The sequence below is a fragment of the Pseudomonas sp. PNPG3 genome, from assembly GCF_023093815.1.
In the GTDB taxonomy this organism is placed as follows: Bacteria; Pseudomonadota; Gammaproteobacteria; order Pseudomonadales; family Pseudomonadaceae; genus Aquipseudomonas; species Aquipseudomonas asiatica.
Genome location: NZ_JALLKV010000008.1, coordinates 20,563 through 44,898 on the forward strand (window position 1 = coordinate 20,563; position 24,336 = coordinate 44,898).

Consider the following 24,336-nt stretch of genomic DNA (forward strand, 5'->3'; position numbering starts at 1 on the left):
GCTGATGGATGTCAGGCCTGGCCTGCAACACCCATACCCGAACAAGGCCCTGGAGGGGCTTGCCTCGGTCGCCCTCCGCAGGAGCGGTTTGGCTGCTGGAATCACTTGAAGTTCACCCGAAAAATCGCCTGATTTTGCGGGTTGACTTTTGTGTGTGATTTTGCACGAAACCCTATATCTAGTGGTTCGCTGCGATCGGGATACAAGATAATGCGGTATCGGGGGCTTTGCAAGGCGAGCGCCTGTGGATAACTTGTGCGTACTTTGTGAGTGAATGGTGGGTATTCGCTGTAGGCCTTGTGCCAAGTGGTTTGCAGTATTTTTCTGCGTCTTGCTGCCCCGGGGCAGAATTTTTCGGGCGCGAACCCTATCACAAAAAACGGTTCAGTCGAGGGGCTGCTGGCAGGTTGGCAGTACCGGATGGCAGCCGTAGTATTCCGAGGGGATGTTGCTTTTTGGTTAAAGGGTTATGTTGCCTGTGCTGGCCCTTTCGCGGGTGAACCCGCTCCCACAGGTACTGCACAGGGTTCGAAAGCGGTGCGGTCCTTGTGGGAGCGGGTTCACCCGCGAATAGGCCGGCACAGGCCATAGAAAAACAACAAACATAGGCACAAGCCATGGACCACCCCGCACCCCGCATTCTCATTGTCGAAGACGACCAGCGCCTGGCCGAGCTCACCGCCGAGTATCTGCAGGCCAACGGCTACGAAATCAGCGTCGAGGGCGATGGCGCTCGCGCCGCGCGGCGCATCGTCGACAGCCAGCCTGACCTGGTCATTCTCGACCTGATGCTGCCCGGCGAGGACGGTCTGAGCATCTGTCGTCGGGTGCGCAGCCAGTACCCCGGCCCGATCCTCATGCTGACCGCCCGCAGCGATGAACTCGACCAGGTCCAGGGCCTGGACCTTGGGGCCGATGACTATGTCTGCAAACCCGTACGCCCACGGCTCCTCCTGGCGCGTATCCAGGCACTGCTGCGCCGCAGCGAAGCACCGGACAGCAAGCGCCAGGACCTGGCCTTCGGCGCGCTGCGCATCGACAATCGCCTGCGCGAGGCGCGCCTGGGCGAACAGCTGATAGAGCTGACCGGCGCCGAATTCGACCTGCTCTGGCTGCTGGCCAGCAACGCCGGCCGGGTGCTGACGCGCGAGCAGATCTTCACCGCGCTACGTGGGGTCGGCTACGACGGGCAGGACCGCTCCATCGACATACGCATTTCCAAGATCCGCCCAAAGATCGGCGACGACCCGCTCCAGCCAAGGCTGATCAAGACCCTTCGCAGCAAGGGCTACCTGTTCGTCGGCGAGGCTTCATGAACAATTCGATCTTCCTGCGCATCTATGGCGGCATGCTGGCCGTGCTGGTGCTGGTAGCCCTGCTCGGTGTACTCAGCCTGCACCTGGTCAACGAAGTACGTGCCGCCCAGCACCGCGAAGGCCTGGCCCAGGGCACCTTCAGCCTGATGGCCGACAACCTGGCGCTGCAGAACGATACCGAGCGCAAGCGCTCGCTGCTGATCTGGGAGCGCCTGCTCGGCGTGCCACTGGCGCTGCAGCCCATGACCGCGCGCACACTCGATGGCGGCCAGCGGGCGCGCCTGTACCGCGGCCTGGTGGTGGTCGAGAAGACCGGCCCGCATGCGGCCCAGGTGTTGCGCAAGGTCGGCCAGGAAGACTTGATGCTGGTAGCGCAGATCAAACAGATCAGCGAGCAACTGGCGCGGGCCACCCTCTATCTGCTGGCCGACGAACTGGTGCGCTACCCGGTGACTGAACAGCAGCAGCGCCTGGCACAGATCAAGAAAGAAAAGGGCTTCGGCTTTGGCGTGGCCCTGCAGCGCATCGAGCGGGTGAGCCTGGACGATGACCAGCGGCGCCGGGTCGAGGAGGGCGATACGGTCATGGCCCTGGGCAAGGATGGCGACTCGATCCGTGTGTTCGCCGGGCTGGCGGGTTCGCCCTGGGTGCTGGAAATCGGCCCGCTGTACCAGCTCAACCCCTATCCGCCGCAGTTGCTGATCCTGATAACCTTTCTTGGTCTGTGCCTGATCGGCCTGGTGGTCTACCTGCTGGTACGCCAACTGGAGCGGCGCGTGTCGGGCCTGGAGATTGCCGCCACGCGCATCGCCCAAGGCAGCCTGGACACCCGCGTGCCCGCCGGCGGCGCCGACTCGGTGGGGCGTCTGGCTGCGGCCTTCAACGGCATGGCCGAGCACCTGCAGCGCTCGCTGACCATGCAGCGCGAACTGGTGCGGGCAGTTTCCCACGAGCTGCGCACGCCAGTGGCACGTCTGCGCTTTGGCCTGGAGATGATCGAAAGTGCCACCACCGAGCAGGCCCGGGCCAAGCACCTGGCGGGCATGGACGGCGATATCCAGGACCTCGACAAGTTGGTCGACGAGATGCTCACCTACGCCCGCCTGGAGCAGGGCGCACCGGCGCTGAAGTTCGAGCGGGTAGACCTGGATGCCTTGCTCGACCGGGTGATCGAAGAACTCGCGCCGTTGCGTGCCGAGGTAAGGGTGGTGCGCGGTGAGTGCCAGGGTGCCGATGGCGGAGGCGCCTGGGTCGAAGCCGAACCGCGCTACCTGCACCGGGCGCTGCAGAACCTGGTGGGCAACGCCATGCGCCACGCCGAGGCCGAGGTGCGCCTGAGCTACCAGTTGGGGCAGCAACGCTGCCGCATCGATGTGGAGGATGACGGCCCGGGGATCCCCGAGGGCGTCTGGGACCGTATCTTCACACCGTTCACCCGCCTCGACGACAGCCGTACCCGCGCTTCGGGCGGGCATGGCCTGGGCTTGTCGATCGTGCGGCGGATCATCTACTGGCACGCGGGCCGAGCCACAGTGGGGCGCAGCGCCGCGCTGGGTGGCGCCTGCTTCAGCCTGAACTGGCCACGGCAGCAGGCACCGCTGTGAGGTCAGACGCTGACCAGGCTGAGCAGATGGCCGTCCTGCAGGCAGAACTGGCCCTGCAGCTCGGCGCCATGCCGCCACTGCGGCGACAGGTTGGTGAGCAGGCGCAGGCGGGCCAGGCCGTCGGCGGACCAGTCCAGCACTTCGGCGTGCTCGAAGTAGAAGCGCTGGCGGGTCAGCGGGTAGAGCGTCTTGAACAGGCTTTCCTTCAGCGAGAAGGTCAGGGTGACGGCAAGGCCGAGCTGGCTGCGGTCGAGGCGTTCGAGCTCGGGCGGGGTGAGGATTTCGCCCATCAGCCGCTCGGCACGCTGGTCATCCAGTAACGCTTCCTGATCCAGGCCCAGGCCCCGGCAACTGGCCTCGGCAGCAACCACGGCGGCAGCCCAGCCTTTACCGTGGGTGATCGAGCCGTGGATGCCGGCGGGCCAGATGGGTGAGCGGTCCTCGTGGGTGCCGGGCACGTAGTCACGGCCGTCCAGGCGCTGCAGCGCGGCGCGGGCACATACCCGGCCGGCCAGGTACTCGGCCTGGCGCTTGGCCACCGAGCGCTGCAGGCTGGCGCCTGGCACGACGCCGGCGCGCTGAAAGTCGTCGGGTGCCAGATGGGCGGGGTCGAAGGCACAACTGACCAGCACCGCGCCGGGTAGGGGGCGGGGCAGGGGCCAGTGGTGCTGGAGCGGGGCGCAGCAGGCGGGGAGTGTGTTCATGGGGGTATTGTGCCAGCTGTACGGGCACTGAGGGAGCCAGCGTGGCAATGCATCCTTGTGGGAGCGGCCTTGCGTCGCGAAAGGGGCGCGCAGCGCCCCCGGCTATCTTGCAGAACGGCTGAGATCCTGGGGCCGCTTCGCGCCCCTTTCGCGACGCAAGGCCGCTCCCACATCGGCCCCGGCAATCCTTACTTGAACACCTTCTTGAAGAACGCCTGCATATCCGCCCAGGAGCTCTCGTCCGCCGCCTTGTTGTAGGCAATATCCGGCCCACCATGTTCGCCGTGCCCCATGCGGTCCGAATCCGGGTTGCTGAACCCGTGCTTGGCCCCGGGAATACTGACGAACTGGTAGTTGACCTTGGCTGCATCCATCTCCGCCTTGAACGCTTCCACCTGCTGCTCGGTCACCAGCGTGTCCGCCGCACCATGCTCCACCAGGATATCGGCCCGCACCACGCCCGGCCTGGCCGGTGTCTGCGTACCCAGCGGGGCGTGGAAGCTCACCACGCCATCGAGCTTTTCCCCTCGCCGCGCGGCATCCAGCGCCACCTTGCCGCCAAAGCAGTAACCCACTGCCCCCAACTGGTGCTTGTTGGTATTGGGCTGCAGCTTGAGCAGCTCCAGACCGGCATCGAAGCGCCGCTCCGCGGCCTTGGGGTCTTTCATCGCTGCTGTCATGAATGCCATGGCGTCGGCAGGGTGCTCGGTTTGCTTGCCGTCGCCATACATGTCGATGGCCAGGGCGTTGTAGCCCAGTGCTGCCAGGTCGCGGGCGCGGCGCTTGGCATAGTCGTTCAGCCCCCACCATTCATGCACCACGACAATGCCGGGGCGCTTGCCTTCGATGGCGTCGTCATAGGCGTAGTAGCCGACCAGGCGATTGCCGTCGGCGTCCTGGTAGGGGATCTCGCGGGTTTGTACCGCCGCTTGGGCGAGGGCGGCGCTGCACATCAGGGTCAAGGCCAGCAGGGCGCGCATGGTCACTACTCCTTGTTCTTCAAACGGTTCGTTCAGCCGGGGTTCAGCCAGGGTTCAGTCGCGGTTCAGGGTGCCCTGCTTACTCTAGCTTCCAGACCGAAACAGCGCACTCAACTGGAGTATCCAGCCATGAAAACCTTCAACACCCTGCTTGCCGCCATGGCCGTCTGCGCCGCTGGCATCACCACCGCACAGGCCGCTGACGACAACTTCGCCAGCCTGACCTACGGCCAGACCAGCGACAAGGTTCGCAAGTCCGGCCTGCTGCAGCGCAACACCGACCACCTCAACGCCGACGGCATCATTGGCAAGGACGACACCTGGGGCGTGCGAGTGGGCAAGATCAATGACCAGGGCCGCTACTACATGACTTACGACAATGTCTCGGGCGACCACAGCGGCCTGAAGCTGCGCCAGGAAAACCTGCTGGGCAGCTACGACCTGTTCCTGCCGGTGGGCGATACCACCAAGCTGTTCGGCGGCGGCAGCCTGGGCGTGACCAAGCTGACCCAGGACTCGCCGGGGGCCAGCCGGGATACCGACTACGGTTACGCCTATGGCCTGCAGGCCGGCGTGATCCAGGACATCACCGACAAGGCTTCTGTGGAACTGGGCTACCGTTACCTGCGTACCAATGCTGCTACCGAAGTGGGTGCGCACGGCGGGCCGAAGGACGGCACCCTGCGCCTGACCAGCAGCGCGCAGACCTACCTGGCTGCAAGCTACAAGTTCTGACGGGCGAGCCGGGTTATCCTGTACCGGCCTCTTCGCGGGTAAACCCGCTCCCACAGGGATCGCGCAGTTCTTCAAACCTGTGCAGTACCTGTGGGAGCGGGTTTACCCGCGAAAGGGCCGGTACAGGCAATACATATCAAGGAGCTGCACATGAAACTGCTGGTGGTCGAGGACGAAGCCCTGCTTCGCCATCACCTCTACACCCGCCTGGGCGAAGGCGGCCATGTGGTCGAGGCGGTCGCCGATGCCGAGGAGGCGCTGTACCAGGCCGGGCAATACCACTTCGACCTGGCCATCATCGACCTGGGCCTGCCCGGCATCAGCGGGCTGGAACTGATTACGCGCCTGCGCAGCCAGGACAAGACCTTCCCCATTCTCATCCTCACCGCCCGCGGCAACTGGCAGGACAAGGTCGAGGGCCTGGCCGCCGGTGCCGACGACTACCTGGTCAAGCCGTTCCAGTTCGAAGAGCTCGAGGCACGCCTGAACGCCCTGCTGCGCCGCTCCAGCGGCTTCACCCAGTCGACCATTGCCGCCGGCCCGCTGGTGCTCGACCTCAACCGCAAGCAGGCGACGCTGGACGAGCAGCCCCTGGCCCTGACCGCCTACGAATACCGCATCCTCGAATACCTCATGCGCCATCACCAGCAGGTGGTGGCCAAGGACCGCCTGATGGAGCAGCTGTACCCAGGTGACGAGGAACGCGACCCCAATGTCATCGAAGTGCTGGTCGGCCGCTTGCGGCGCAAGCTCGAGGGCGAGCACGGCTTCAAACCGATCGACACCGTGCGTGGCCTGGGCTACCTGTTCACCGAGCGCTGCCGATGATCCGTTCGCTGCGGGTGCGCCTGATGCTGGCGGCCGCGGTGCTGGCGCTGCTGTTCATGCTGGCGTTGCTGCCGGCCTTGCAGAAGGCCTTCAGCCTGGCCCTGCAGGAGTCGATCGAACAACGCCTGGCCTCGGATGTGACCACGCTGATTTCCGCAGCGCGTATCGAACACGGCCAACTGCAGATGCCGACGCTGCTGCCGGACGAGCGCTACAACCTGCCGTACACCGGCCTGCTCGGCTATATCTTCGACCGCGACGGCAAGCTGGTCTGGCAGTCGCGGGCAACCGCCGCGCAAAACATCAACTACCGCCCGCGCTACGACGGCCGCGGCAACGAATTCGCCCGCATTCACCAGGCCGACGGCGAAGAGTTCTTTGTGTACGACGTCGAGATCAAGCTGCTGGGTGGCCAGAGCGCCGCCTACAGCATCGTTGCCTTGCAACCTGTGCGCGAGTACCAGCACACCCTTGATGGCCTGCGCGAAAAGCTCTACCTGGGCTTTGGCGCGGCCTTGCTGGCGCTGCTGGTGCTGCTGTGGGCCGGTTTGACCTGGGGCTTGCGGTCGTTGCGCCGGCTCAGCCGCGAGCTGGACGATGTGGAGTCGGGAGTGCGGGATGGCCTGAGCGGCGAACACCCACGGGAGCTGCTGCGCCTGACCGGCTCGCTGAACCGCCTGTTGCGCAGCGAGCGCGAGCAGCGTCAGCGCTACCGTGATTCGCTCGATGACCTGGCGCACAGCCTGAAGACGCCGCTGGCGGTGTTGCAAGGGGTGGGCGAAAGCCTGCAGCAGCGTAGCGGCGAGCGCGAGCAGGCGCGCGTGCTGCAGAGCCAGATCGAGCGCATGAGCCAGCAGATCGACTACCAGTTGCAACGCGCCAGCCTGCGCAAGAGCGGCCTGGTACGTCACAGCGTGTTGCTGCGGCCGTTGCTCGAAAGCCTGTGCAGCACCTTGGCCAAGGTGTACCGGGACAAGCGGGTGGACGTGACCCTGCAACTGCCCGATGCGGCGCAGGTGCCGATGGAGCAGGGCGCGTTGCTGGAGCTGCTGGGCAACCTGCTGGAGAACGCCTACCGCCTGAGCCTGGGCCAGGTGCGCGTGAGCCTGGAGCAGGCGCCTGGGCGGTTGACCTTGTGCATCGAGGACGACGGGCCGGGGGTGCCGGCGCACCAGCGCGAGCGGATTCTGGAGCGTGGGGAGCGGCTGGACAGTCAGCACCCGGGGCAGGGGATCGGGCTGGCGGTGGTCAAGGATATCGTCGACAGCTATGACGCCGAGCTGAGCCTGGGGGATTCTCCTCTGGGGGGCGCGGCGTTCAGGATCACCTTCAACCTCGAGTGATTTGCTGGCTTGGCCGGCCTCTTCGCGGGTAAACCCGCTCCCACAGGGGTGCACTGCACTCGAGCCCTGTGCGGTTCCTGTGGGAGCGGGTTTACCCGCGAAGAGGCCGGCACAGGCAAACCACAATGGGCGGATTCCCGCCAATGCCCCTGTACAAATCCCGCCACCGGGCGGAAATCCGCCAGCCTTCCTCAGGCAATTCGCCCCGTCGTTGGGCGTTTATCCCTCGCAAATACGGCACTTGCACCCTTCGTGGGCATTTTGGCACCACCCTTGCTATTGATCCTCGCAGAGGCCTGCCCAGGCAGCTCGAACACAACGACAAATCCCTCCGGGTGCAGGAGGGTTAGCGATTCAGGTGCCCCATCGCCCTGGGAAGGGTGAACCGGCACACTTGAGGAAAATTAGCCATGACGACACGTCAGCCGCTGTACAAATCCCTGTATGTCCAGGTGTTGGTCGCCATCACCATCGGTATCCTGCTCGGCCACTACTATCCGGAGACGGGCGTCGCCCTCAAACCCTTGGGAGACGGCTTCGTCAAACTGATCAAGATGGTCATCGCCCCGATCATCTTCTGCACCGTGGTCAGCGGCATCGCCGGCATGCAGAGCATGAAGTCGGTCGGCAAGACCGGCGGCTACGCGCTGCTGTACTTCGAAATCGTCTCCACGGTCGCCCTGATCATCGGCCTCGTCGTTGTCAACGTGGTCAAGCCGGGCGCTGGCATGCACATCGATGTCAGCACCTTGAACGCCAGCAGCGTGGCTGCCTACGCCGCCGCCGGCGCGCAGCAGACCACTGTCGGCTTCCTGCTTAACGTCATCCCGAACACCGTGGTCGGCGCCTTCGCCAACGGCGACATCCTGCAAGTGCTGATGTTCTCCGTGCTGTTCGGCTTCGCCCTGCACCGCCTGGGCAGCTATGGCAAGCCGGTGTTGGACATGATCGACCGCTTCGCCCATGTCATGTTCAACATCATCAACATGATCATGAAACTGGCCCCGGTCGGTGCCTTCGGTGCAATGGCCTTCACCATCGGCCAGTACGGCGTTGGCTCGCTGGTGCAACTGGGCTACCTGATGGCCTGCTTCTACATCACCTGCCTGCTGTTCGTGCTGGTGGTGCTGGGCGGTATCTGCCGCGCCCACGGCTTCAGTGTCCTCAAGCTGATCCGCTATATCCGTGAAGAACTGCTGATCGTGCTGGGCACTTCCTCCTCGGAGTCGGCCCTGCCACGCATGCTGGCCAAGATGGAGCGCCTGGGTGCGAAGAAGTCGGTGGTTGGCCTGGTGATCCCGACCGGTTACTCGTTCAACCTCGATGGCACCTCGATCTACCTGACCATGGCAGCGGTGTTCATCGCCCAGGCCACTGACACCACCATGGACATCACTCACCAGATCACCTTGCTGCTGGTGCTGTTGGTGGCTTCCAAAGGTGCTGCCGGTGTTACCGGTTCGGGCTTCATCGTCCTGGCCGCCACCCTGTCGGCCGTTGGCCACCTGCCGGTTGCCGGCCTGGCGCTGATCCTCGGCATCGACCGCTTCATGTCCGAAGCCCGCGCGCTGACCAACCTGGTTGGCAACGCCGTTGCCACCGTGGTCGTGGCCAAGTGGGTGAAGGAAATGGACAACGACAAGCTGGCATCGGAGCTGGCCTCCGGTGGTGCGCCGCTGGTCGATACCCGTCCGACCGACGACCTGGGCGTGGCTGAAGGCCCGGCTCGCTGATCGCGGGATGGTGAAAAGAAAAAGGCGACCTCAGGGTCGCCTTTTTCATGTCTGTGCGGCGCACGGTTCCTTGTGGGAGCGGCCTTGTGTCGCGAAAGGGGCGCGCAGCGGCCCCGGGATATCAGCCATCCTGCAAGATTGCCGGGGCTGCTGCGCAGCCCTTTCGCGACACAAGGCCGCTCCCACAAGGCCTGCGCACAGCCTTCAGGCCAGCACCACCTCCAGCACCCGGATCACGTCCGGTTGCGGGTAGTGCCAGCGCACCTGCACATCCCAGAACTTCACCCCATACACCCGCTCGGCCGGCGGCACCTGGTAGGCCGGCCGTGGGTCCTGCGCCAGGCATTGCTCGATCAGCTCCACCAGCGGTTCACCCAGGCGCAGTGCATGTTCGCGGGCCTGGGGCAGGGCGTTGTCGCCCCACTGCACGGCGATCGCGGCAGGCGCTTGGCTGGCCATCTGGTTGTTGGCGCCAGCGATGCTATCGGCGTAAGGCACATACGGTTTGATATCCAGCACCGGCGTACCGTCGAGCAGGTCGATACCAGACAGCAGCAGGCGCCCTGGCTCCACGCCTTCCAGGCGCACCACCGACTGGCCGATACCATTGGGCCGGTGGGTGGCGCGGGTGGCGAACACACCCATGCTCTTGTTGCCACCCAGGCGTGGTGGCCGCACCTTCAGGCGGGGTTTGTCTTCCAGTGCCTGGTGGAACAGGAACAGCAGCCAGACATGGCTGACCTGTTCCAGCCCCTCGACCGCATCGCCCTGGTCGAACGGCGGCAGCAGCTCGAGCACGCCGCGTGCGGCGGGCGCCAGTTGCGGCTGGCGCGGGATGGCGAACTTCTCCTTGAAACAGGAGCGGATGATGCCGACCGGGGTAACCGAATGCTGCATGGCCAATCAGCCGCGCACGCGCAGGGTCAGGCCCTTGAGGAAGTTGCGCAGCAACTGGTCGCCGCACGGGCGGTAGTTGTCATGGCCGGCCTTGCGGAACAGTGCGCTGAGTTCGGGCTTGCTGACCGGGAAGTTGACCGACTTGAGGATCGCATGCAGGTCGTCTTCCTTGAGCTCGAAGGCCACCCGCAGCTTCTTGAGGATGAGGTTGTTGGTCACCGGCAGCTCGATCGGCTGCGGCGGGCGGCTGTCATCCTTGCCGCGGCGGTGGATCACCAGGCCGTCGAGAAAGTGCGCCATGACCCGTTCCGGGCAGCGCACGAAGCCTTCCTCGTCTTCCTTCTTCAGGTAGGTGGCCAGCACCAGGGGATGCACGTCGAGGCCGGATAGCCCGATGATTTCGGCCATCTTGGCGTCATTCACCTTGAGCATGTAGCGCAGGCTGCGCAGGACGTCGTTGTGGTTCATTGTTGCAGAATCCTGTTCAGGTGCCGCACCTGTGGCGCGGCGTATTGCTTAGAAACGTTCGGTAGTGGCCAGGTAGCGCCACTGGCCCAGGGGCAACTTGCCCATCGATACGCCACCCAGGCGAATGCGGCGCATGCCTACCAGCTCCAGGCGCAGGTAGGCGCACAGCTCGGCGATCTGCCCTGGCTGCGGGTTTTTCAGGGCCATGCGCAGGTGGGTTTCGTTCTGCCAGCTGGCCTTGGCTTTAGGCAGCTCGCGGTCATTGCGGGTGGCACCGCGCGCCAGGCGTTCCAGCGCCTGGGGCGTGGTCTCGCCGCGCACTTCAACGATGAATTCCTGTTCCAGGCGGCGCAGGTCGGCGTCGATCTTGCGGGTTACCCGCCAGTCCTGGGTGAATACCTGCAGGCCGCTGGCACCGCGCTCCAGCGGCGCCACGCAGGCCTGCCGGGCAAAATGCCCGTGCAGTGCGCGCACGCCTTCGCGGTGGGCTTCGCTGAGGTTGCTCATGTTCATGCTGGCGCGGGCGGTCTCGCTGTCCACGCTGGCCGGCTGGTTCAGCAGCAGGGTTACCGGTTCCAGCGTTTCGGCACGGGCACCCGGCAGCAGTTCGACGCGCTGCTGCTCGACCTTGAACTGCGGTTGCTCGACCACCACGCCATCGACCGTGACCCAGCCGCCCTCGATATACAGCTCGGCCTCGCGGCGGGAGCAGCCAAGCTGCTCGATAAGGCGTTTGGACAGGCGGACGGGTTCGGACATGAGGGCAATTCGCAAAGGCAGGGAAAGACCTGCATTGTACCTGCCCGCGCGGCAGAGGGGCTGGGAATCTGTGTCATTTACGCCGTTTTGCGCAGGCGCATGTGCAGCAGCGGGTAGGGTTGCCCCAGGCCGTCGGTTTCCGAACGGCCGATCACCTCGAAGCCCTCATGCAGGTAGAAGCCCAAGGCTTGCGGGTTCTGTTCATTGACGTCCAGGCGCTCGGCATTCAGTTCGTCGATCGCATAGTGCAGCAGGCGCTTGCCAACCCCTTTGCCACGGTACTCCGGTGCGACGAACAGCATGTCCATGCGCCCGTTGGCGACCCCGGCGAAGCCGCAGATGCGCTGGCGGTCCTTGCAGCAGATCAGCATCACTGCATCGAGGTAGCGACGCAGCACCTGGTCGCGCAGCAAGACGATGTAGCAATCCGGCAGGAAGTCGTGGGTGGCGCGTACAGAGTCCTCCCACACCTGTACCAGTTCGCCGTAGTCACTCAAGCGCGGGGTTTGCAGCGTCAGTACCGAATGCATGCCGGTGTTCCTCCATGACGATAAGGCAAACATAGCAGGCCAACCACCGGTCGGCTTCTCCGTGCGCTGCTTGAATCTCGGGGTTTGGCGGTCTATTAATTTTCTGTGGGAAAAATTCCCACATAATGAAAAGCAAGAACCTGACACAGGATTCCCGGCTTGATTTGGCGTTTCTCACGGCGACGACCTGGAGACGAAATATGCAAATCCATGTGCTGTTCAAAAAAGCGATATTGGCGGCTGCCGTTGCTGGCGTGCTGTCGACTTCCATCGTTCTGGTCCCTGACTCGATTTCCAATGGCTCCAGCGCCTACGCCAAGGATGGTGGTGGTGGAGGCGGTCACGGAGGTGGCGGCGGTGGCCATGGTGGGGGTGGTGGTGGCCATGGCGGCGGCGGTGGTCACGGTGGCGGCGGTGGAGGCCATGGTGGTGGCGGCGGTGGCCACGGTGGTGGCGGTGGAGGCCATGGCGGTGGCGGTGGCGGTGGTGGCCACGGTGGTGGCGGTGGTGGTCACGGCGGTGGTGGTGGCGGCCATGGCGGTGAGGGCGGCGGCCACGGCGCTGGTGGGGATGGAGATGGCCATGCCGGCAACAGTGGGCGCGGCCATGACGGCTCCTCGAACTCTGGGCGCAGCGGCAACCACGCTGAAGCGGGTGACGATCATGGCAATCACGTTGGCGGTGAGCCTGGGGACGATCACGGCAATCACGTTGGCGGTGAGCCCGGTGACGATCATGGCAATCACGTTGGCGGTGAGCCCGGGGACGATCATGGCAATCATGTTGGCGGTGAGCCTGGCGATGACCACGGCAATCACGTTGGTGGTGAACCTGGTGATGATCGTGGCGACCATCTGGGTGGCGAACCGGGTGATGACAACAGCAGGAGCTGACTGGCTCTGAACGGTCTCATGCAGCGCCCACGGGGCGGGCCTGTATGAGGCCAGGTTCGGATACACGGCAGCCCCACTCAACGCGAATGCAATGAGCGCCGACGACTATCCCTCATCTCGTCAGGGATATGGTCACAGTTGGTGTGGGATCTTTTCCCGCGTCGTATACTGGGTTCATCTGTCAAGGAATGCGCTCAATGCAATCGCCTACCATCCCCCCTTCGATGTTAAGCGCACTGCGGCGTGTCATGCGTCCTCTGGTGCGCCTGATGCTGCGCAAAGGGGTCACCTACACGATGTTCGCCGACCTGCTCAAGGAAGTGTTCGTCGATGTAGCGCATCGCGAGTTTCGCCTGGACGGTACAGTGCCGACCGACAGCCGCATCAGCCTGCTCACGGGCGTGCATCGCAAGGATGTCCGGCGTTTGCGTAGCGAGGGGGGGGCGTCGCTCGCCGCGCTGCCGGAAAACATTACATTAGGTGCACAGTTGGTCAATATGTGGACCACTGGCAAGCCGTTCTGCTCGGAGCCTGGCCAGGCGCTGCCGTTGCCGCGTCTGGCGAGCGTTGGCGGCGATCGTTCCTTCGATGCGCTGGTGGCGAAGATCAGCACCGACATCCGCGGGCGGGTGGTGCTGGATGAGTGGTTGCGCCTGGGTATCGTCCGGCTCGACGACCAGGACTGTGTCCACCTGGAAGCCCAGGCATTCGTGCCGCAGAAGGGCTTCGACGAAAAGGCCGCGTACTTTGGGCACAACCTGCATGACCATGCCTGCGCAGCAGTGCACAACCTGAGTGGGGACGGCCAGCCGTTCTTTGAACGCAGTGTGCACTACGACGCCTTGAGCTCGGCCAGCGTCGACCATTTGCGTGCAGCGGTGGACAAGGACGGTATGCAGATGCTGCTTGCCTTCAGCCGGCTTGCATCAGACCTGGAAGATGCCGATGTGCCCAGCGCCGAGCAACGTCACCGTATCACGGTAGGGCTTTATTTCTACACTGAAACTACCGACCCCGATTTGTCGAAGACACCCGACCCATGACTTCCCTCGCGCGCTGCCTCAGTGTGGTCACACTGGTCCTGGGTTTCGGGCTGAACCTGGTGGCGCCTGCCGAGGTGGCCGCAGCACCGGTATGTGTCAGCCGTGACGAAGTGGGTATGGCGGGGGCGGCGGGCTTGCAGTTTCCCGGCGGTATTGGTGGTACCGGGGCCAGGACGGGCGGTGTCGGTGGTACCGGTGTACGCAGCGAAAACGGCGGAGTGGGTGGCACCGGTGCGCCGCTGCCGCAGCGTCCCGGCGGCACGGGTGGGACCGGTGCGGTGGCCGACGGTGTGGACGGCACCTTCATCGATCACGGCGGGGCAGGCGGTACCGGCGCACCGATCCTGCGCCCGGGCGGTACCGGTGGCACGGGCATCGTCGGCACCATCACCGGGTTCGCCTCGATTTGCGTCAATGGCCTGGAAGTGCACTTTGGCAAGGACGTACCGGTGAGTGAAAACGGTGCGCCTGCCAGTAGCGCTCACCTGGCAATCGGCCAGGTTGTCGCGGTTGAGGCATTTGCCGGCAAACGCGGCCTGCAAGCAGGGCGCATCTCGATCCTCAACGTTTACGAAGGGCCGCTGACGGCACTGCCCAATGCATCGGCCCCCCTGCGGGTCATGGGCCAACCCGTGCGGCTTGCTGCAGGGGCGCGGGTGGCTGAAGGGTTGCGCCCGGGCGAGCCGGTCAGGGTCAGTGGCCTGCGCGATGCCAAGGGTGAAGTGGTAGCCAGCCGTATCGAGCGGGCGCCGGGGCTCAGGGAGGCCAGTGCCATCGGTGCGGTAGACCGTGCTGGCAGCCTCCAGGGGCTGAAGCTGGGAACCCGTGTGGCACCTGCGAGGGAAGTGCTGGTACGTGGGCAGTGGACCGGACGCCAGCTGGAAGTGGCGCAAACCCGCCCAGACCCGAGCCTGCCTTTTGCTGGCCGTGTGCAGACGGCGGTGATCGAGGGGCTGGTACAGCGCAGCCACGCTCAACAACTGGTGGTGGCAGGCATCAAGGTGACGCTGGGGCAGGGTACCGTGATCGTCGGCAAGCAGCCCGCGGCATTGGCGCTCGATCAACGTGTGCGGGTGAGCGGGGTGTTCAATGGCAAGCACGAGCTGCGGGCAACCCGCGTGGAGTTCGATGACGGCCGTGCCGACAACCCGGACAGAGGGCATTCGGGGCGTGGCAGCGGGCACGGCACCCGTGACGCTGAAGGTTCCAGCAATAGCGGGCATGGCGGACGCGATGCGACCAGTGATCGCATTGAAAGCAGTGATGACCACAGCGGGCACGGCGGTGTTGACGATTCCAGTGGTCGGGACGGTACTGAACGCGTGGACAAGTCCGGAAAGTCGGAACATGTCGACACCATGGAGCGACCCGAGAGCAGCAATAGCGGAAGCTCTGACCGGGTAGAGAAGGTCGAGCTCGAAAAGGTGGAAAAAATTGAAAAAGCAGAGAAGGTTGAAAAGGTAGAGAAGGTAGAAAAAGTAGAGAAGATCGAGAAAGCCGAGAAGATCGAAAAGCCTGAGAAAGTCGAGAAGGTCGAGAAGATCGAAAAGCCTGAGAAAGTCGAGAAGGTCGAGAAGGTCGAGAAGGTCGAGAAGGTCGAGAAAGTAGAGAAAGTAGAGAAGGTCGAAAAGGTCGAAAGACCCGAGACAGTAGAGAAAGCCGAAAAAGTGGAGCATCCAGAGCGATCCGGGCATTAGGCAACTAGGCTGGGTAAGTGCGATCACCCTTCCCGTCCGGGATACCGAGGTGCAGATGAGACCCACGCTCCCTCTTTTCGCCTGCTTGCTGTCATGCGCCAGCGCGTCGGTCCTGGGCGATACCTTCAGCGCCGCCATAGGCATGGACTATTCAAGTGGCGACTATGGCACGGGTACAACCTCGGAAATCTGGTACGTCCCCGTGGTCGGTAAGTATGAAACCGGCCCAATGACCTACAAGGTCACTGTGCCCTGGCTGCGCATCACCAACCCTGAAGTGGGCCCGAATGGTGACCCCTTGCCCGGTGGCTGCCGGGATGTGGAAAGCGGGCTGGGAGACACGGTTGCCAGCGCCGGTTACGCCCTGCTCGACGGCAGTGACGGTGGCCTGATGCTGGACCTGATCGGCAAGGTCAAATTCCCCACTGCCGATGAAGACCAGTGCCTGGGCACCGGTGAATACGACTACACCGGCCAGGTCGATATCGCCAAGGCCTTTGGCCCGGTGACCGGTTTCGCGACCTTGGGCTGGAAGAAGTTCGGCGACCCGCCCGACAGTGATTTCGACGACCCGATATTTGCCAGTCTCGGCTTCGCCATGCCCGTGGCTGCAGGCACTTCGGCGGGTGCCTCCTACGACTGGCGGCAGAAAGTCGTCTCGACGGGCGCGCAGATCAAGGAACTTACCCTGTTCCTGACACACAAGCTCAACCAGCAGTGGAAAGTGCAACTCTATGCAGTCAAAGGCTTCTCGGATGCCAGCCCGGATGCAGAGGGCGGCCTGATGCTTTTTCACGCGTTCTGACGAAAAAGCCCCTGGCCCGGGAGTTCCTTGTGGGGAATGGCGGGGCAGGGGCTTTTCAGTTTGCTGCTGCGTTAGATGGGTTCAGCCCACATGTCGTATTCGTCGGCATCCACCACGCGGCAACGTACCTTGTCACCCGGCTTGAAGCCGTGGTCGCCATCGATGAACACGCTGCCGTCGATTTCCGGGGCATCGAAGAAGCTGCGGCCAACCGAACCTTGCTCTTCCACTTCATCGATCAGCACGTCGATTTCCTTGCCGATGCGCAGTTGCAGGCGGGCGGCGCTGATGGCCTGCTGGTGGGCCATGAAGCGGTCCCAGCGGTCCTGCTTGACGTCGTCCGGCACTTCTTCCAGGCCCAGGTCGTTGGCCGGGGCGCCTTCTACCGGCGAGTACTGGAAGCAGCCCACGCGGTCCAGCTGGGCTTCGGTCAACCAGTCCAGCAGGTACTGGAAGTCTTCCTCGGTCTCGCCCGGGAAGCCGACGATGAAGGTGGAGCGAATCACCAGCTCCGGGCACTGCTCGCGCCAGTTCTTGATACGTGCCAGGGTGCGGTCTTCGAAGGCCGGGCGCTTCATGGCCTTGAGCACTTTCGGGCTGGCGTGCTGGAACGGGATATCCAGGTACGGCAGGATCTTGCCGGCGGCCATCAGCGGGATCACGTCGTCGACGTTCGGGTACGGGTACACGTAGTGCAGACGTACCCAGGCACCCAGGCTGCTCAGGGCTTCGCACAGCTCGAGCATGCGGGTCTTGACCGGGCGGCCGTTCCAGAAGTCGGTCTTGTACTTGACGTCGACGCCGTAGGCGCTGGTGTCCTGGGAAATCACCAGGATCTCCTTGACCCCGGCCTTGACCAGGCGCTCGGCCTCGCTCAGCACTTCGCCGACCGGGCGGCTGACCAGTTTGCCGCGCATCGACGGGATGATGCAGAAACTGCAGCTGTGGTTGCAGCCTTCGGAAATCTTCAGGTACGCATAATGGCGCGGGGTCAGCTTGACGCCCTGCGGCGGCACCAGGTCGATCAGCGGGTTGTGGTCCTGGCGTGGTGGCACCACTTCGTGCACGGCGTTGACCACCTGCTCGTACTGCTGCGGGCCGGTGACCGACAGCACGCTCGGGTGTACGTCGCGGATGCTGCCTTCCTCGACACCCATGCAGCCGGTGACGATGACCTTGCCGTTTTCCTTGATCGCTTCGCCGATCACTTCCAACGACTCGGCCTTGGCGCTGTCGATGAAGCCGCAGGTGTTGACCACCACTACGTCGGCGTCCTCGTAGGTGGGCACGACTTCATAGCCTTCCATGCGCAACTGGGTCAGGATGCGCTCGGAATCGACCAGGGCTTTTGGGCAACCCAGGCTTACGAAACCTACCTTGGGGGTGGCGGGCGTGGTGGACATGACTAACCTCGGTATTGAATGCAGGTCGCCCGGCCGGAATCGGGGGCGATCTTGACGGGCGCTTTTGGCGCCTCTGATCAAAAAGTGCGCAATTCTAGCGAGCGCAGGGTCGCTTGACCAGCAGAAATGCGACGAACGCTGCGCTATGCTTCGCGCCATTGCGCCGGGAGTATCAGTATCACCTGGCGCATCGGGAATTCTACTGGCCTTGCAAGGCCGTCTGCGGGAGTGGTCGATGGTTCAGGCAAGCAGTCACGCCGAGGGCGGGCACGAGGGGAAGCAGGGTGCGACGCGGTCGTTGAGCCTGCTCGTGGCGGCGGTCGGGGTGGTTTATGGCGATATCGGCACCAGCCCGTTGTATACCCTCAAGGAGGTCTTCAGCGGCGGGTACGGAGTGCCGGTCAACCATGACGGCGTGCTGGGGATCCTGTCGCTGATCCTGTGGTCGCTGCTATGGGTAGTGTCGTTCAAGTACGTGATGTTCATCCTGCGCGCCGACAACCAGGGCGAGGGCGGCACCATGGCGCTGACCGCGCTGGCGCGGCGGGCCACGTCGGCCTACCCGAGGTTGCGTACGTTGATGGTGGTGTGCGGGTTGATCGGCGCTTCGCTGTTCTATGGCGACAGCATGATCACGCCGGCGGTGTCGGTGCTGTCGGCGGTGGAAGGCATGGGCCTGGCGTTTGATGGTATCGATCACTGGGTTGTACCGATTTCGCTGGTGATCCTGGTGGCGCTGTTCCTGGTGCAGAAGCACGGCACCGAGAAGATCGGCAAGCTGTTCGGCCCGATCATGGTCACCTGGTTCCTGGCGCTGGGCTCGCTGGGCGTGTACGGCATATCGCAGAGCCCGGAAGTGCTCAAGGCTTTCAACCCGGCCTGGGCGGTCAACTTCTTCGTGGTTCACCCCGGCATGGGCGTTGCCATTCTAGGCGCGGTGGTCCTGGCGCTGACCGGTGCCGAGGCGCTGTACGCCGACATGGGCCACTTTGGCCGCAAGCCGATCGCTCGGGCCTGGTTTGCCCTGGTGCTGCCGGCGCTGGTGCTCAACTACTTTGGCCAAGGCGCGTTGCTGCTGCAGGAGCCGGATGCAGCACGTAACCCGTTCTACCTGCTGGCGCCGGGCTGGGCACTGCTGCCGATGGTCGGCCTGGCTACCATGGCCACGGTGATCGCTTCGCAGGCGGTAATCTCGGGGGCGTTCTCCCTGACCCGCCAGGCCATCCAGCTGGGCTACATCCCACGCATGCAGATCCAGCACACTTCCAGCGATGAACAAGGGCAGATCTATATCGGTGCGATCAACTGGACACTGATGGTCGGCGTGGTACTGCTGGTGCTCGGTTTCGAGTCATCCGGTGCCCTGGCGGCGGCATACGGCGTGGCTGTGACTGGTACCATGCTGATGACCACCATCCTGGTTGCGGCGGTGATGCTGCTGCTATGGAAGTGGCCGCCGGTGCTGGCGGTGCCGATCCTGATGGGTTTCCTGTTGGTGGATGGGCTGTTCTTTGCCGCCAACGTGCCGAAGATCATCCAGGGCGGGGCCTTCCCGGTCCTGGCCGGCGCTGTGCTGTTCCTGTTGATGAGCACCTGGAAGCGCGGCAAGCAGATCCTGATGGAGCGCATCGACGAAGGCGCGCTGCCGCTGCAGCTGTTCATCAGCAGTATCCGCATTCAGCCTCCGCACCGGGTCGAAGGCACGGCGGTGTTCCTCACGGCACGCTCCGATGCGGTGCCCCATGCGCTGTTGCACAACATGCTGCATAACCAGGTGCTGCACAGCCAGGTGGTGCTGTTGACGGTGGTCAGCGAGGACCGGCCACGCGTGCCGGAACAGGAGCGCTTTGAAGTGGAGGCTTATGGCGATGGGTTCTTCCGCGTGTTGCTGCACTTCGGCTTCATGGACGAACCGGACGTGCCGGCGGCGTTGAAGCTGTGCCACCTGGAAGACCTGGACTTCAGCCCGATGCGCACCACCTTCTTCCTCAGCCGCGAGACCGTGATCGCCTCACGGCTGGAGGGGATGTCGCGCTGGCGGGGCAACCTGTTCGCGTTCCTGCTGAAGAATGCCAACGGCAACTTGCGCTTCTTCAACCTGCCGCTGAACCGGGTGATCGAGCTGGGGACCCAGGTCGAGATCTGAAGGGCAACACAGATTTCAAGGCAGTACCCGCTCCCACAGGGAGCGCATAGCTTTCAAAGCTTGCGCTGTACCTGTGGGAGCGGGTTTACCCGCGAATGGGCCGCAAGCCTTATCAGTTCTGCTCAGCCACACTCGACTTGCCCTGGCGCGTCTCGATCTCACCGATCAGGCGCTTGGCCAGTGCCGGGTAGTTTTCGTCAAAGTGATGCCCCCCTGGCAGCTTCAGGCGTTCACCCACCGCAGTCTTGTCGGTGCAACCGCTCTCGTCGGTTTCTTCCACGCCATACACACACACCACCTTGGACGCCGGCAGTTTGGCCATTTCCGGCCCGGTTGGCGCTTCCTGGCCTTCCTTGCCCAGCCAGCCCTCGACTTCGATCTCGAAGCTGCCGCTGCGGGCAAATGCCAGCAGCATCACCGCGTCGATACGCTGCTGGTCCTCGGCCGGCAGGCGGTTGTAGATCGCCGGCAGGACGTCGGCACCGAACGAATAGCCGGTCAGCACGAAGCGCTTGGTGCCCCACTTCTGTCTGTAGTGCTGCATCAGCTCGGACAGGTCGGCGGCGCTTTGTTCCGGGGTCTTGTGTTGCCAGTAGTAGCGCAGCGTGTCGATGCCGACCACCGGGTAACCAAGCTTGGCCATTTCCCCGGCCACGTCGCGGTCCAGGTCTCGCCAGCCGCCATCACCGGAAAGGAACAGGGTGACCGTGTCGGTGGTCTGCCCGGCTGGCACCTCGACTACCGGAATGGCCAGGGCATTGCCGTCGTGGCCGACCAGGGCCTGGGTCAGTTGGGCCTTGAGCACTTGTGGCAGGTGGATGTCGTAGTCACTGATGCTGGTTTCGGCATTGGCCTGGTCGCGCACGAAGGCGGCGCTGGCGTCATCCGGGTTGTCGTTCCAGGCGACGTTCCAGTGGCCGTGGGCGGCCGACTTCGGCAGCGCTGTCTGGCAGCCCGGCTGTTCCAGGCTGAAGCCCACGGAAATCGCCCGCGCCTTGTCGTTGTTCTGGCTGGCCAGCCAGCGCCAGGCCTGGGCGGCGCCAGGGCCGATACCGGCAACCAGGGTCGGCTTCTCCGGTAACTGGCCCAAGGCCTGGTCCAGGGCCTGTTGTTGTTTGCTGCAGTCATTGGGCGGCAGGATCACCTGCACCACTTGCGCTTCGCCAGCCTGAGCCAGGTCCAGCAGCTGCCTGTCGGTCAGCGCCTGGTCCTGGGGTACGCCGATGGCCACCCGGGCCTTGGGGTGCACGGCTGGGGTCACACGGGTAATGTGGGTGTCATTGATGCTCAGTTGTTCCAGGCGTGCCTCGGGAGCCGGGCGCGTCCATAGCCAGAACGCCAGCGCGCCTCCCAGGGCGGCCAACAGCAGGGGAACCAGCAGGTACAGCCAAAAGCGTCGGATCATCAACGTTTCACCAATCCAGTCAGGCCGCCTGCGATCAGGGCGGCGGTGTCAGCCAGTGCCACCAGCGGGTCGAGCCCGGCCGGCACGGCCATGTAACGGGGTTCCCAGTCCGGTTGGAACTTGTCCTTGAAGCGTCGAAGCCCCTGGAAGTTGTACAACTGCTCGCCACGGCGGAACACCATCGAGCCCAGGCGCTGGGTCAAGGGCGCGCCACGCCGCGGCTGCAGACCGGAAAGCGGCACCATGCCCAGGCTGAAGCGGGCGTAGTCATGGCTTTTGTAGTGCAAGATCAGGCCGATCATCATGAATTCCATGGTCAGCTTCGGGGCCTCGGGGTGCGCACGCATCAGGTCAAGGCTGGCCAGTTCCTTGCCATGGGTTTCCAGCAGGTTGGCGAAAGCCACCGGGCGGCCCTGGAAGCGGATCAGGGCAATGCGAAAATGCTGCAGGTATTCAGGGCTGAAGCGCCCCAGCGAGAAGCCTTTCTCGCGCACGTTCTTGCCGCCAAGCCAGGCGTCGGAAATTTCCTTCAGCTCTGCCAGCGGGGCATGACCGGGTTCGTGGATTTCCAGGCTCAGGCCGTCACGGCCGCCACGGTTCCAGGTGTAGCGTAGGTCCTTCATTTCCTTGCCCTTGGCTTCGAGATCGAAACGGCGCAAGTCGACCCGGGCTTCTTCACCCAGCTTCAGCGCGGTCAGGCCGATGTCCATGTAGAACGGCAGGTTCTCGGCGCGCACCTGATAGAACACCGGGCGGGCATGGTGCAGGTCGCACAGGTCGCGGAACTGCCAGATCATCTCGGCGCGCTCCTGGGCCGGGCCGATCGGGTCGTACAGGGCCACCAAGCTGCGACCGCGACGGGCGTACATGAGGAAGGCGTTGTTGCCAGGGTGGAACAGCAGCGCCTTGTCACCGGTCAGCGCCAGGCCGCCATCTGGCTGGTCGGATGCCAGCAGAATGCGGTTGGCACGCAGCAGCTCTTCTTCGTCTGGCAAGTGGATCACCGGCGGTGCGGTACGCAGCAGCCAAGTCAGGGCCACGGCCGCCAGCAGCAAGGCGCTGCCCATGGCGGCGCGCAGGCCACGCGGGGCATCGGCATCGAGGGTGAACTGCCACCACAACTGATGGCTGTAGGGAACATCCTGATAGGCGAACAGCAACAACCAAACCGATGCGCCGACCACACAGGCGCTGGCTACCAGAAACACCGGCGAGAATGGCAATTCGAGCAGGCGGCTGGGGCGGTAGAAGGAACGGCGGAACAGGGCGAGCAGGGCGGCAGTCAGGGTCAGCAAGCAGGCCTCTTCCCAATCGAAGCCCTTGAGCAGCGACAGCAGGGCACCGACCAACAACAGCACGGTGGTCAGTAGCCAGGCGGCGGACAGGCGCCGGCGCAGGCCTTGTGCCAGAAGCAGGCACAGCACGCCGATCAGGCTGGCGCCAAAATGCGAAGCATCGATCAGGCGGTGCGGAACCAGGAAACCCATGTGCTCCAGGCGGGTGTCGATTTCGGGCGTGGCACCGGAGAACAGCAGCACCACCCCGGACAGGAATACCAGGATCGAAAGGATCGGTGCCGCCAGCCCGGAAGCGGCCTTGATAGCCTGTTGCGCGAACAGCAGGCGCCGGGCCTCGTTGGCCAGTAGCAGCGCGCAGGCCAGCAGCAGCGGCAGCACCACGTAGATCAGCCGATACAGCAGCAGTGCCGCTGCCAGCGGCGCCGCGCCAAGTTGGTCGGCAAAAGCCGCCAGTAGTATGGCTTCGAATACCCCGACGCCGCCCGGTACGTGGCTGAGCACACCTGCGGCCAAGGCCAGCAGGTACACCAGGATAAAGGCACCGAATGGCGGTGCTTCGGGCAGTAGCAGATACAGCACGGTGGCGGCAGCGGCGACATCCAGTGCGGTGATCAGCAATTGCAGGGCCGCCAGGCGTGCGCCGGGCAGGCGCAGCGTGCGGCGGCCCAGTTGTACCAGCAGGTTGTTGGCCAATGGTTGTTCAGCCAGACGCCGGCGGTATAGACCGAAAACCAGCACGCTGCACACCAGCAGCACGGCTGTGGCGATACCTGCCAGCAAGCCAGGCGCCAAACCCAGTGCGGCCGAGGCCGCCGGCAGGTCGCTCAAGGTCGCCAAGGCGGCCAGAGGCGGTAGCGCGCAGCCCAGTGACAGGCTGGCAAAAACGGTCATCCGTGCAACTTCACCTGCGCCAACCCCTTGGCGTGCATACAGGCGATAGCGCACCGAACCGCCCGAAAGCATCGACAGGCCGATGGCGTTACCTATGGCAAAGGCGCTGAAGCCGCCCAGCACCAGGCTGCTCGCGGGCAGTTTCACGCCGGCATAGCGGCTGGCCGACCACTCGTAACCGAGCAGGATCACGAAACCGAGCACGGTTGCCAGCAAGGCGCCAAGTAAAGACTGGGTCGGCACGCTGAGCATGGCATCGTGCAAGGCATAGATGTCCAACTCGCTCAACAGGTGGCGACAGGCGACCAAGGCCATGGTGAACAACACCAGGGTCACTACCAGGCCGATGGGCTGGCGGTAACGGCTCATGCGTTCCAGCAAGGGCAGACGTTGTACGGCGCCAGGCAGCTTTGTGGCAAGCGGCACCGGGGATTCGGGATTGTGGGAAGTCATGGATTTCCCCGGGCGTGCAGCGCGAGGTGAGGGAAAGGTATGGCCAAGTGAAAGTCCCTTAGAAAAACGTATCCAATGTTACTCCGGCCTCGAGCGTTTTCAGCGGTCTGGCAGGGTTAAAGATAGTTCATCCTGGGCACGACCTCTCAAGCCTGCGGGTTGGCTGTAGGACGGGAAAATTTGGGGGCGAAAAGCAGGAGGGGAGAAGCAACAAACCCCGCGCTGCTGTTACACAGGCGGGGTTTGTTCTGACGAATATGGTTGCGGGAGCCGGATTTGAACCGACGACCTTCGGGTTATGAGCCCGACGAGCTACCAGGCTGCTCCATCCCGCGTCAGTGGTGCGCATTCTACAGTTTCCAGAAAGGGTGTCAAGCGCTAGTCGTTGATTTTTTTGAAATTTCT

General features: G+C 63.9%; 20 protein-coding genes and 1 tRNA gene. 11 read left to right on the forward strand and 10 right to left on the reverse strand.

Annotated elements, in window-relative coordinates; genetic code table 11:
- Positions 1-617: 617 nt before the first annotated feature.
- The gene (locus MJ643_RS07870) at positions 618-1,316 is read left to right on the forward strand and encodes a response regulator transcription factor (protein ID WP_013973841.1); all 699 of its coding nucleotides are present in this window, start codon (positions 618-620) and stop codon (positions 1,314-1,316) included.
- Entirely contained in the window at positions 1,313-2,920 is a 1,608-nt protein-coding gene (locus MJ643_RS07875; RefSeq protein WP_013973840.1) for an ATP-binding protein, read from the forward strand. The genes MJ643_RS07870 and MJ643_RS07875 overlap by 4 nt, the downstream gene beginning before the upstream one ends.
- Positions 2,921-2,922: 2 nt before the next feature.
- On the opposite strand, the gene MJ643_RS07880 is transcribed toward MJ643_RS07875, so the two are convergent.
- Entirely contained in the window at positions 2,923-3,624 is a 702-nt protein-coding gene (locus MJ643_RS07880) for a 4'-phosphopantetheinyl transferase superfamily protein (protein WP_024087597.1), read from the reverse strand.
- Between the two features lie 188 nt (positions 3,625-3,812).
- Positions 3,813-4,604: a dienelactone hydrolase family protein gene (locus MJ643_RS07885; protein ID WP_047934760.1), complete on the reverse strand. Its 792-nt coding sequence runs from the start codon at positions 4,602-4,604 to the stop codon at positions 3,813-3,815.
- A gap of 129 nt (positions 4,605-4,733) precedes the next feature.
- Here MJ643_RS07885 and MJ643_RS07890 point away from each other — a divergent pair, with 129 nt between their 5' ends.
- The 4 genes from MJ643_RS07890 (at position 4,734) to MJ643_RS07905 (ending at position 9,243) form a co-directional block, all read left to right on the forward strand.
- The gene (locus MJ643_RS07890) at positions 4,734-5,339 is read left to right on the forward strand and encodes an outer membrane beta-barrel protein (protein ID WP_013973837.1); all 606 of its coding nucleotides are present in this window, start codon (positions 4,734-4,736) and stop codon (positions 5,337-5,339) included.
- Between the two features lie 150 nt (positions 5,340-5,489).
- Positions 5,490-6,167: a response regulator gene (locus MJ643_RS07895; protein ID WP_004375868.1), complete on the forward strand. Its 678-nt coding sequence runs from the start codon at positions 5,490-5,492 to the stop codon at positions 6,165-6,167.
- Entirely contained in the window at positions 6,164-7,510 is a 1,347-nt protein-coding gene (locus MJ643_RS07900; RefSeq protein ID WP_013973835.1) for an ATP-binding protein, read from the forward strand. The genes MJ643_RS07895 and MJ643_RS07900 overlap by 4 nt, the downstream gene beginning before the upstream one ends.
- A gap of 410 nt (positions 7,511-7,920) precedes the next feature.
- Positions 7,921-9,243 carry a dicarboxylate/amino acid:cation symporter gene (locus tag MJ643_RS07905; protein ID WP_013973834.1) on the forward strand — a complete coding sequence of 441 codons (1,323 nt, stop codon included), beginning with the start codon at positions 7,921-7,923 and terminating at the stop codon, positions 9,241-9,243.
- Between the two features lie 204 nt (positions 9,244-9,447).
- Here the strand turns inward: MJ643_RS07905 and tsaA are convergent, their stop codons facing one another.
- The 4 genes from tsaA to MJ643_RS07925 form a co-directional block, all read right to left on the reverse strand.
- Positions 9,448-10,140 carry a tRNA (N6-threonylcarbamoyladenosine(37)-N6)-methyltransferase TrmO gene (tsaA, locus tag MJ643_RS07910; RefSeq protein ID WP_013973833.1) on the reverse strand — a complete coding sequence of 231 codons (693 nt, stop codon included), beginning with the start codon at positions 10,138-10,140 and terminating at the stop codon, positions 9,448-9,450.
- Positions 10,141-10,146: 6 nt separating this feature from the next.
- Positions 10,147-10,608, reverse strand: a complete 462-nt coding sequence (locus MJ643_RS07915; protein ID WP_013973832.1) for a DUF1456 family protein — start codon at positions 10,606-10,608, stop codon at positions 10,147-10,149.
- Positions 10,609-10,656: 48 nt separating this feature from the next.
- A complete protein-coding gene (locus MJ643_RS07920; protein ID WP_013973831.1) occupies positions 10,657-11,367 on the reverse strand; it encodes an rRNA pseudouridine synthase in 711 nt (236 codons plus the stop codon).
- A 77-nt stretch (positions 11,368-11,444) separates the two neighbouring features.
- Entirely contained in the window at positions 11,445-11,897 is a 453-nt protein-coding gene (locus MJ643_RS07925; RefSeq protein WP_013973830.1) for a GNAT family N-acetyltransferase, read from the reverse strand.
- A 200-nt stretch (positions 11,898-12,097) separates the two neighbouring features.
- Here MJ643_RS07925 and MJ643_RS07930 point away from each other — a divergent pair, with 200 nt between their 5' ends.
- The 4 genes from MJ643_RS07930 (at position 12,098) to MJ643_RS07945 (ending at position 16,335) form a co-directional block, all read left to right on the forward strand.
- Positions 12,098-12,790, forward strand: a complete 693-nt coding sequence (locus tag MJ643_RS07930; protein WP_230397056.1) for a hypothetical protein — start codon at positions 12,098-12,100, stop codon at positions 12,788-12,790.
- Between the two features lie 197 nt (positions 12,791-12,987).
- Complete coding sequence (locus MJ643_RS07935) at positions 12,988-13,833, forward strand: DUF6502 family protein (RefSeq protein ID WP_023663572.1); 846 nt, start codon at positions 12,988-12,990, stop codon at positions 13,831-13,833.
- A complete protein-coding gene (locus MJ643_RS07940; protein ID WP_096010233.1) occupies positions 13,830-15,530 on the forward strand; it encodes a DUF5666 domain-containing protein in 1,701 nt (566 codons plus the stop codon). Before MJ643_RS07935 ends, MJ643_RS07940 begins: the two co-directional genes overlap by 4 nt.
- Before the next feature lie 55 nt (positions 15,531-15,585).
- On the forward strand, positions 15,586-16,335 hold the full coding sequence (locus tag MJ643_RS07945; RefSeq protein WP_024087593.1) for a hypothetical protein: 750 nt from the start codon (positions 15,586-15,588) through the stop codon (positions 16,333-16,335).
- 71 nt (positions 16,336-16,406) lie between these two features.
- Here the strand turns inward: MJ643_RS07945 and rimO are convergent, their stop codons facing one another.
- Positions 16,407-17,738, reverse strand: a complete 1,332-nt coding sequence (rimO, locus tag MJ643_RS07950; RefSeq protein WP_013973825.1) for a 30S ribosomal protein S12 methylthiotransferase RimO — start codon at positions 17,736-17,738, stop codon at positions 16,407-16,409.
- A 235-nt stretch (positions 17,739-17,973) separates the two neighbouring features.
- Between rimO and MJ643_RS07955 the strand changes: the two genes are divergently transcribed.
- Positions 17,974-19,884 carry a potassium transporter Kup gene (locus MJ643_RS07955; protein WP_023661805.1) on the forward strand — a complete coding sequence of 637 codons (1,911 nt, stop codon included), beginning with the start codon at positions 17,974-17,976 and terminating at the stop codon, positions 19,882-19,884.
- Positions 19,885-19,996: 112 nt separating this feature from the next.
- On the opposite strand, the gene MJ643_RS07960 is transcribed toward MJ643_RS07955, so the two are convergent.
- The 3 genes from MJ643_RS07960 to MJ643_RS07970 all read right to left on the reverse strand — a co-directional run bounded on the left by MJ643_RS07960 (position 19,997) and on the right by MJ643_RS07970 (position 24,266).
- On the reverse strand, positions 19,997-21,289 hold the full coding sequence (locus tag MJ643_RS07960) for an AcvB/VirJ family lysyl-phosphatidylglycerol hydrolase (protein WP_013973823.1): 1,293 nt from the start codon (positions 21,287-21,289) through the stop codon (positions 19,997-19,999).
- Entirely contained in the window at positions 21,289-23,931 is a 2,643-nt protein-coding gene (gene mprF, locus MJ643_RS07965; protein ID WP_024087592.1) for a bifunctional lysylphosphatidylglycerol flippase/synthetase MprF, read from the reverse strand. Before mprF ends, MJ643_RS07960 begins: the two co-directional genes overlap by 1 nt.
- 258 nt (positions 23,932-24,189) lie before the next feature.
- Positions 24,190-24,266 (reverse strand) — tRNA-Met (locus MJ643_RS07970).
- Positions 24,267-24,336 lie beyond the last annotated feature (70 nt).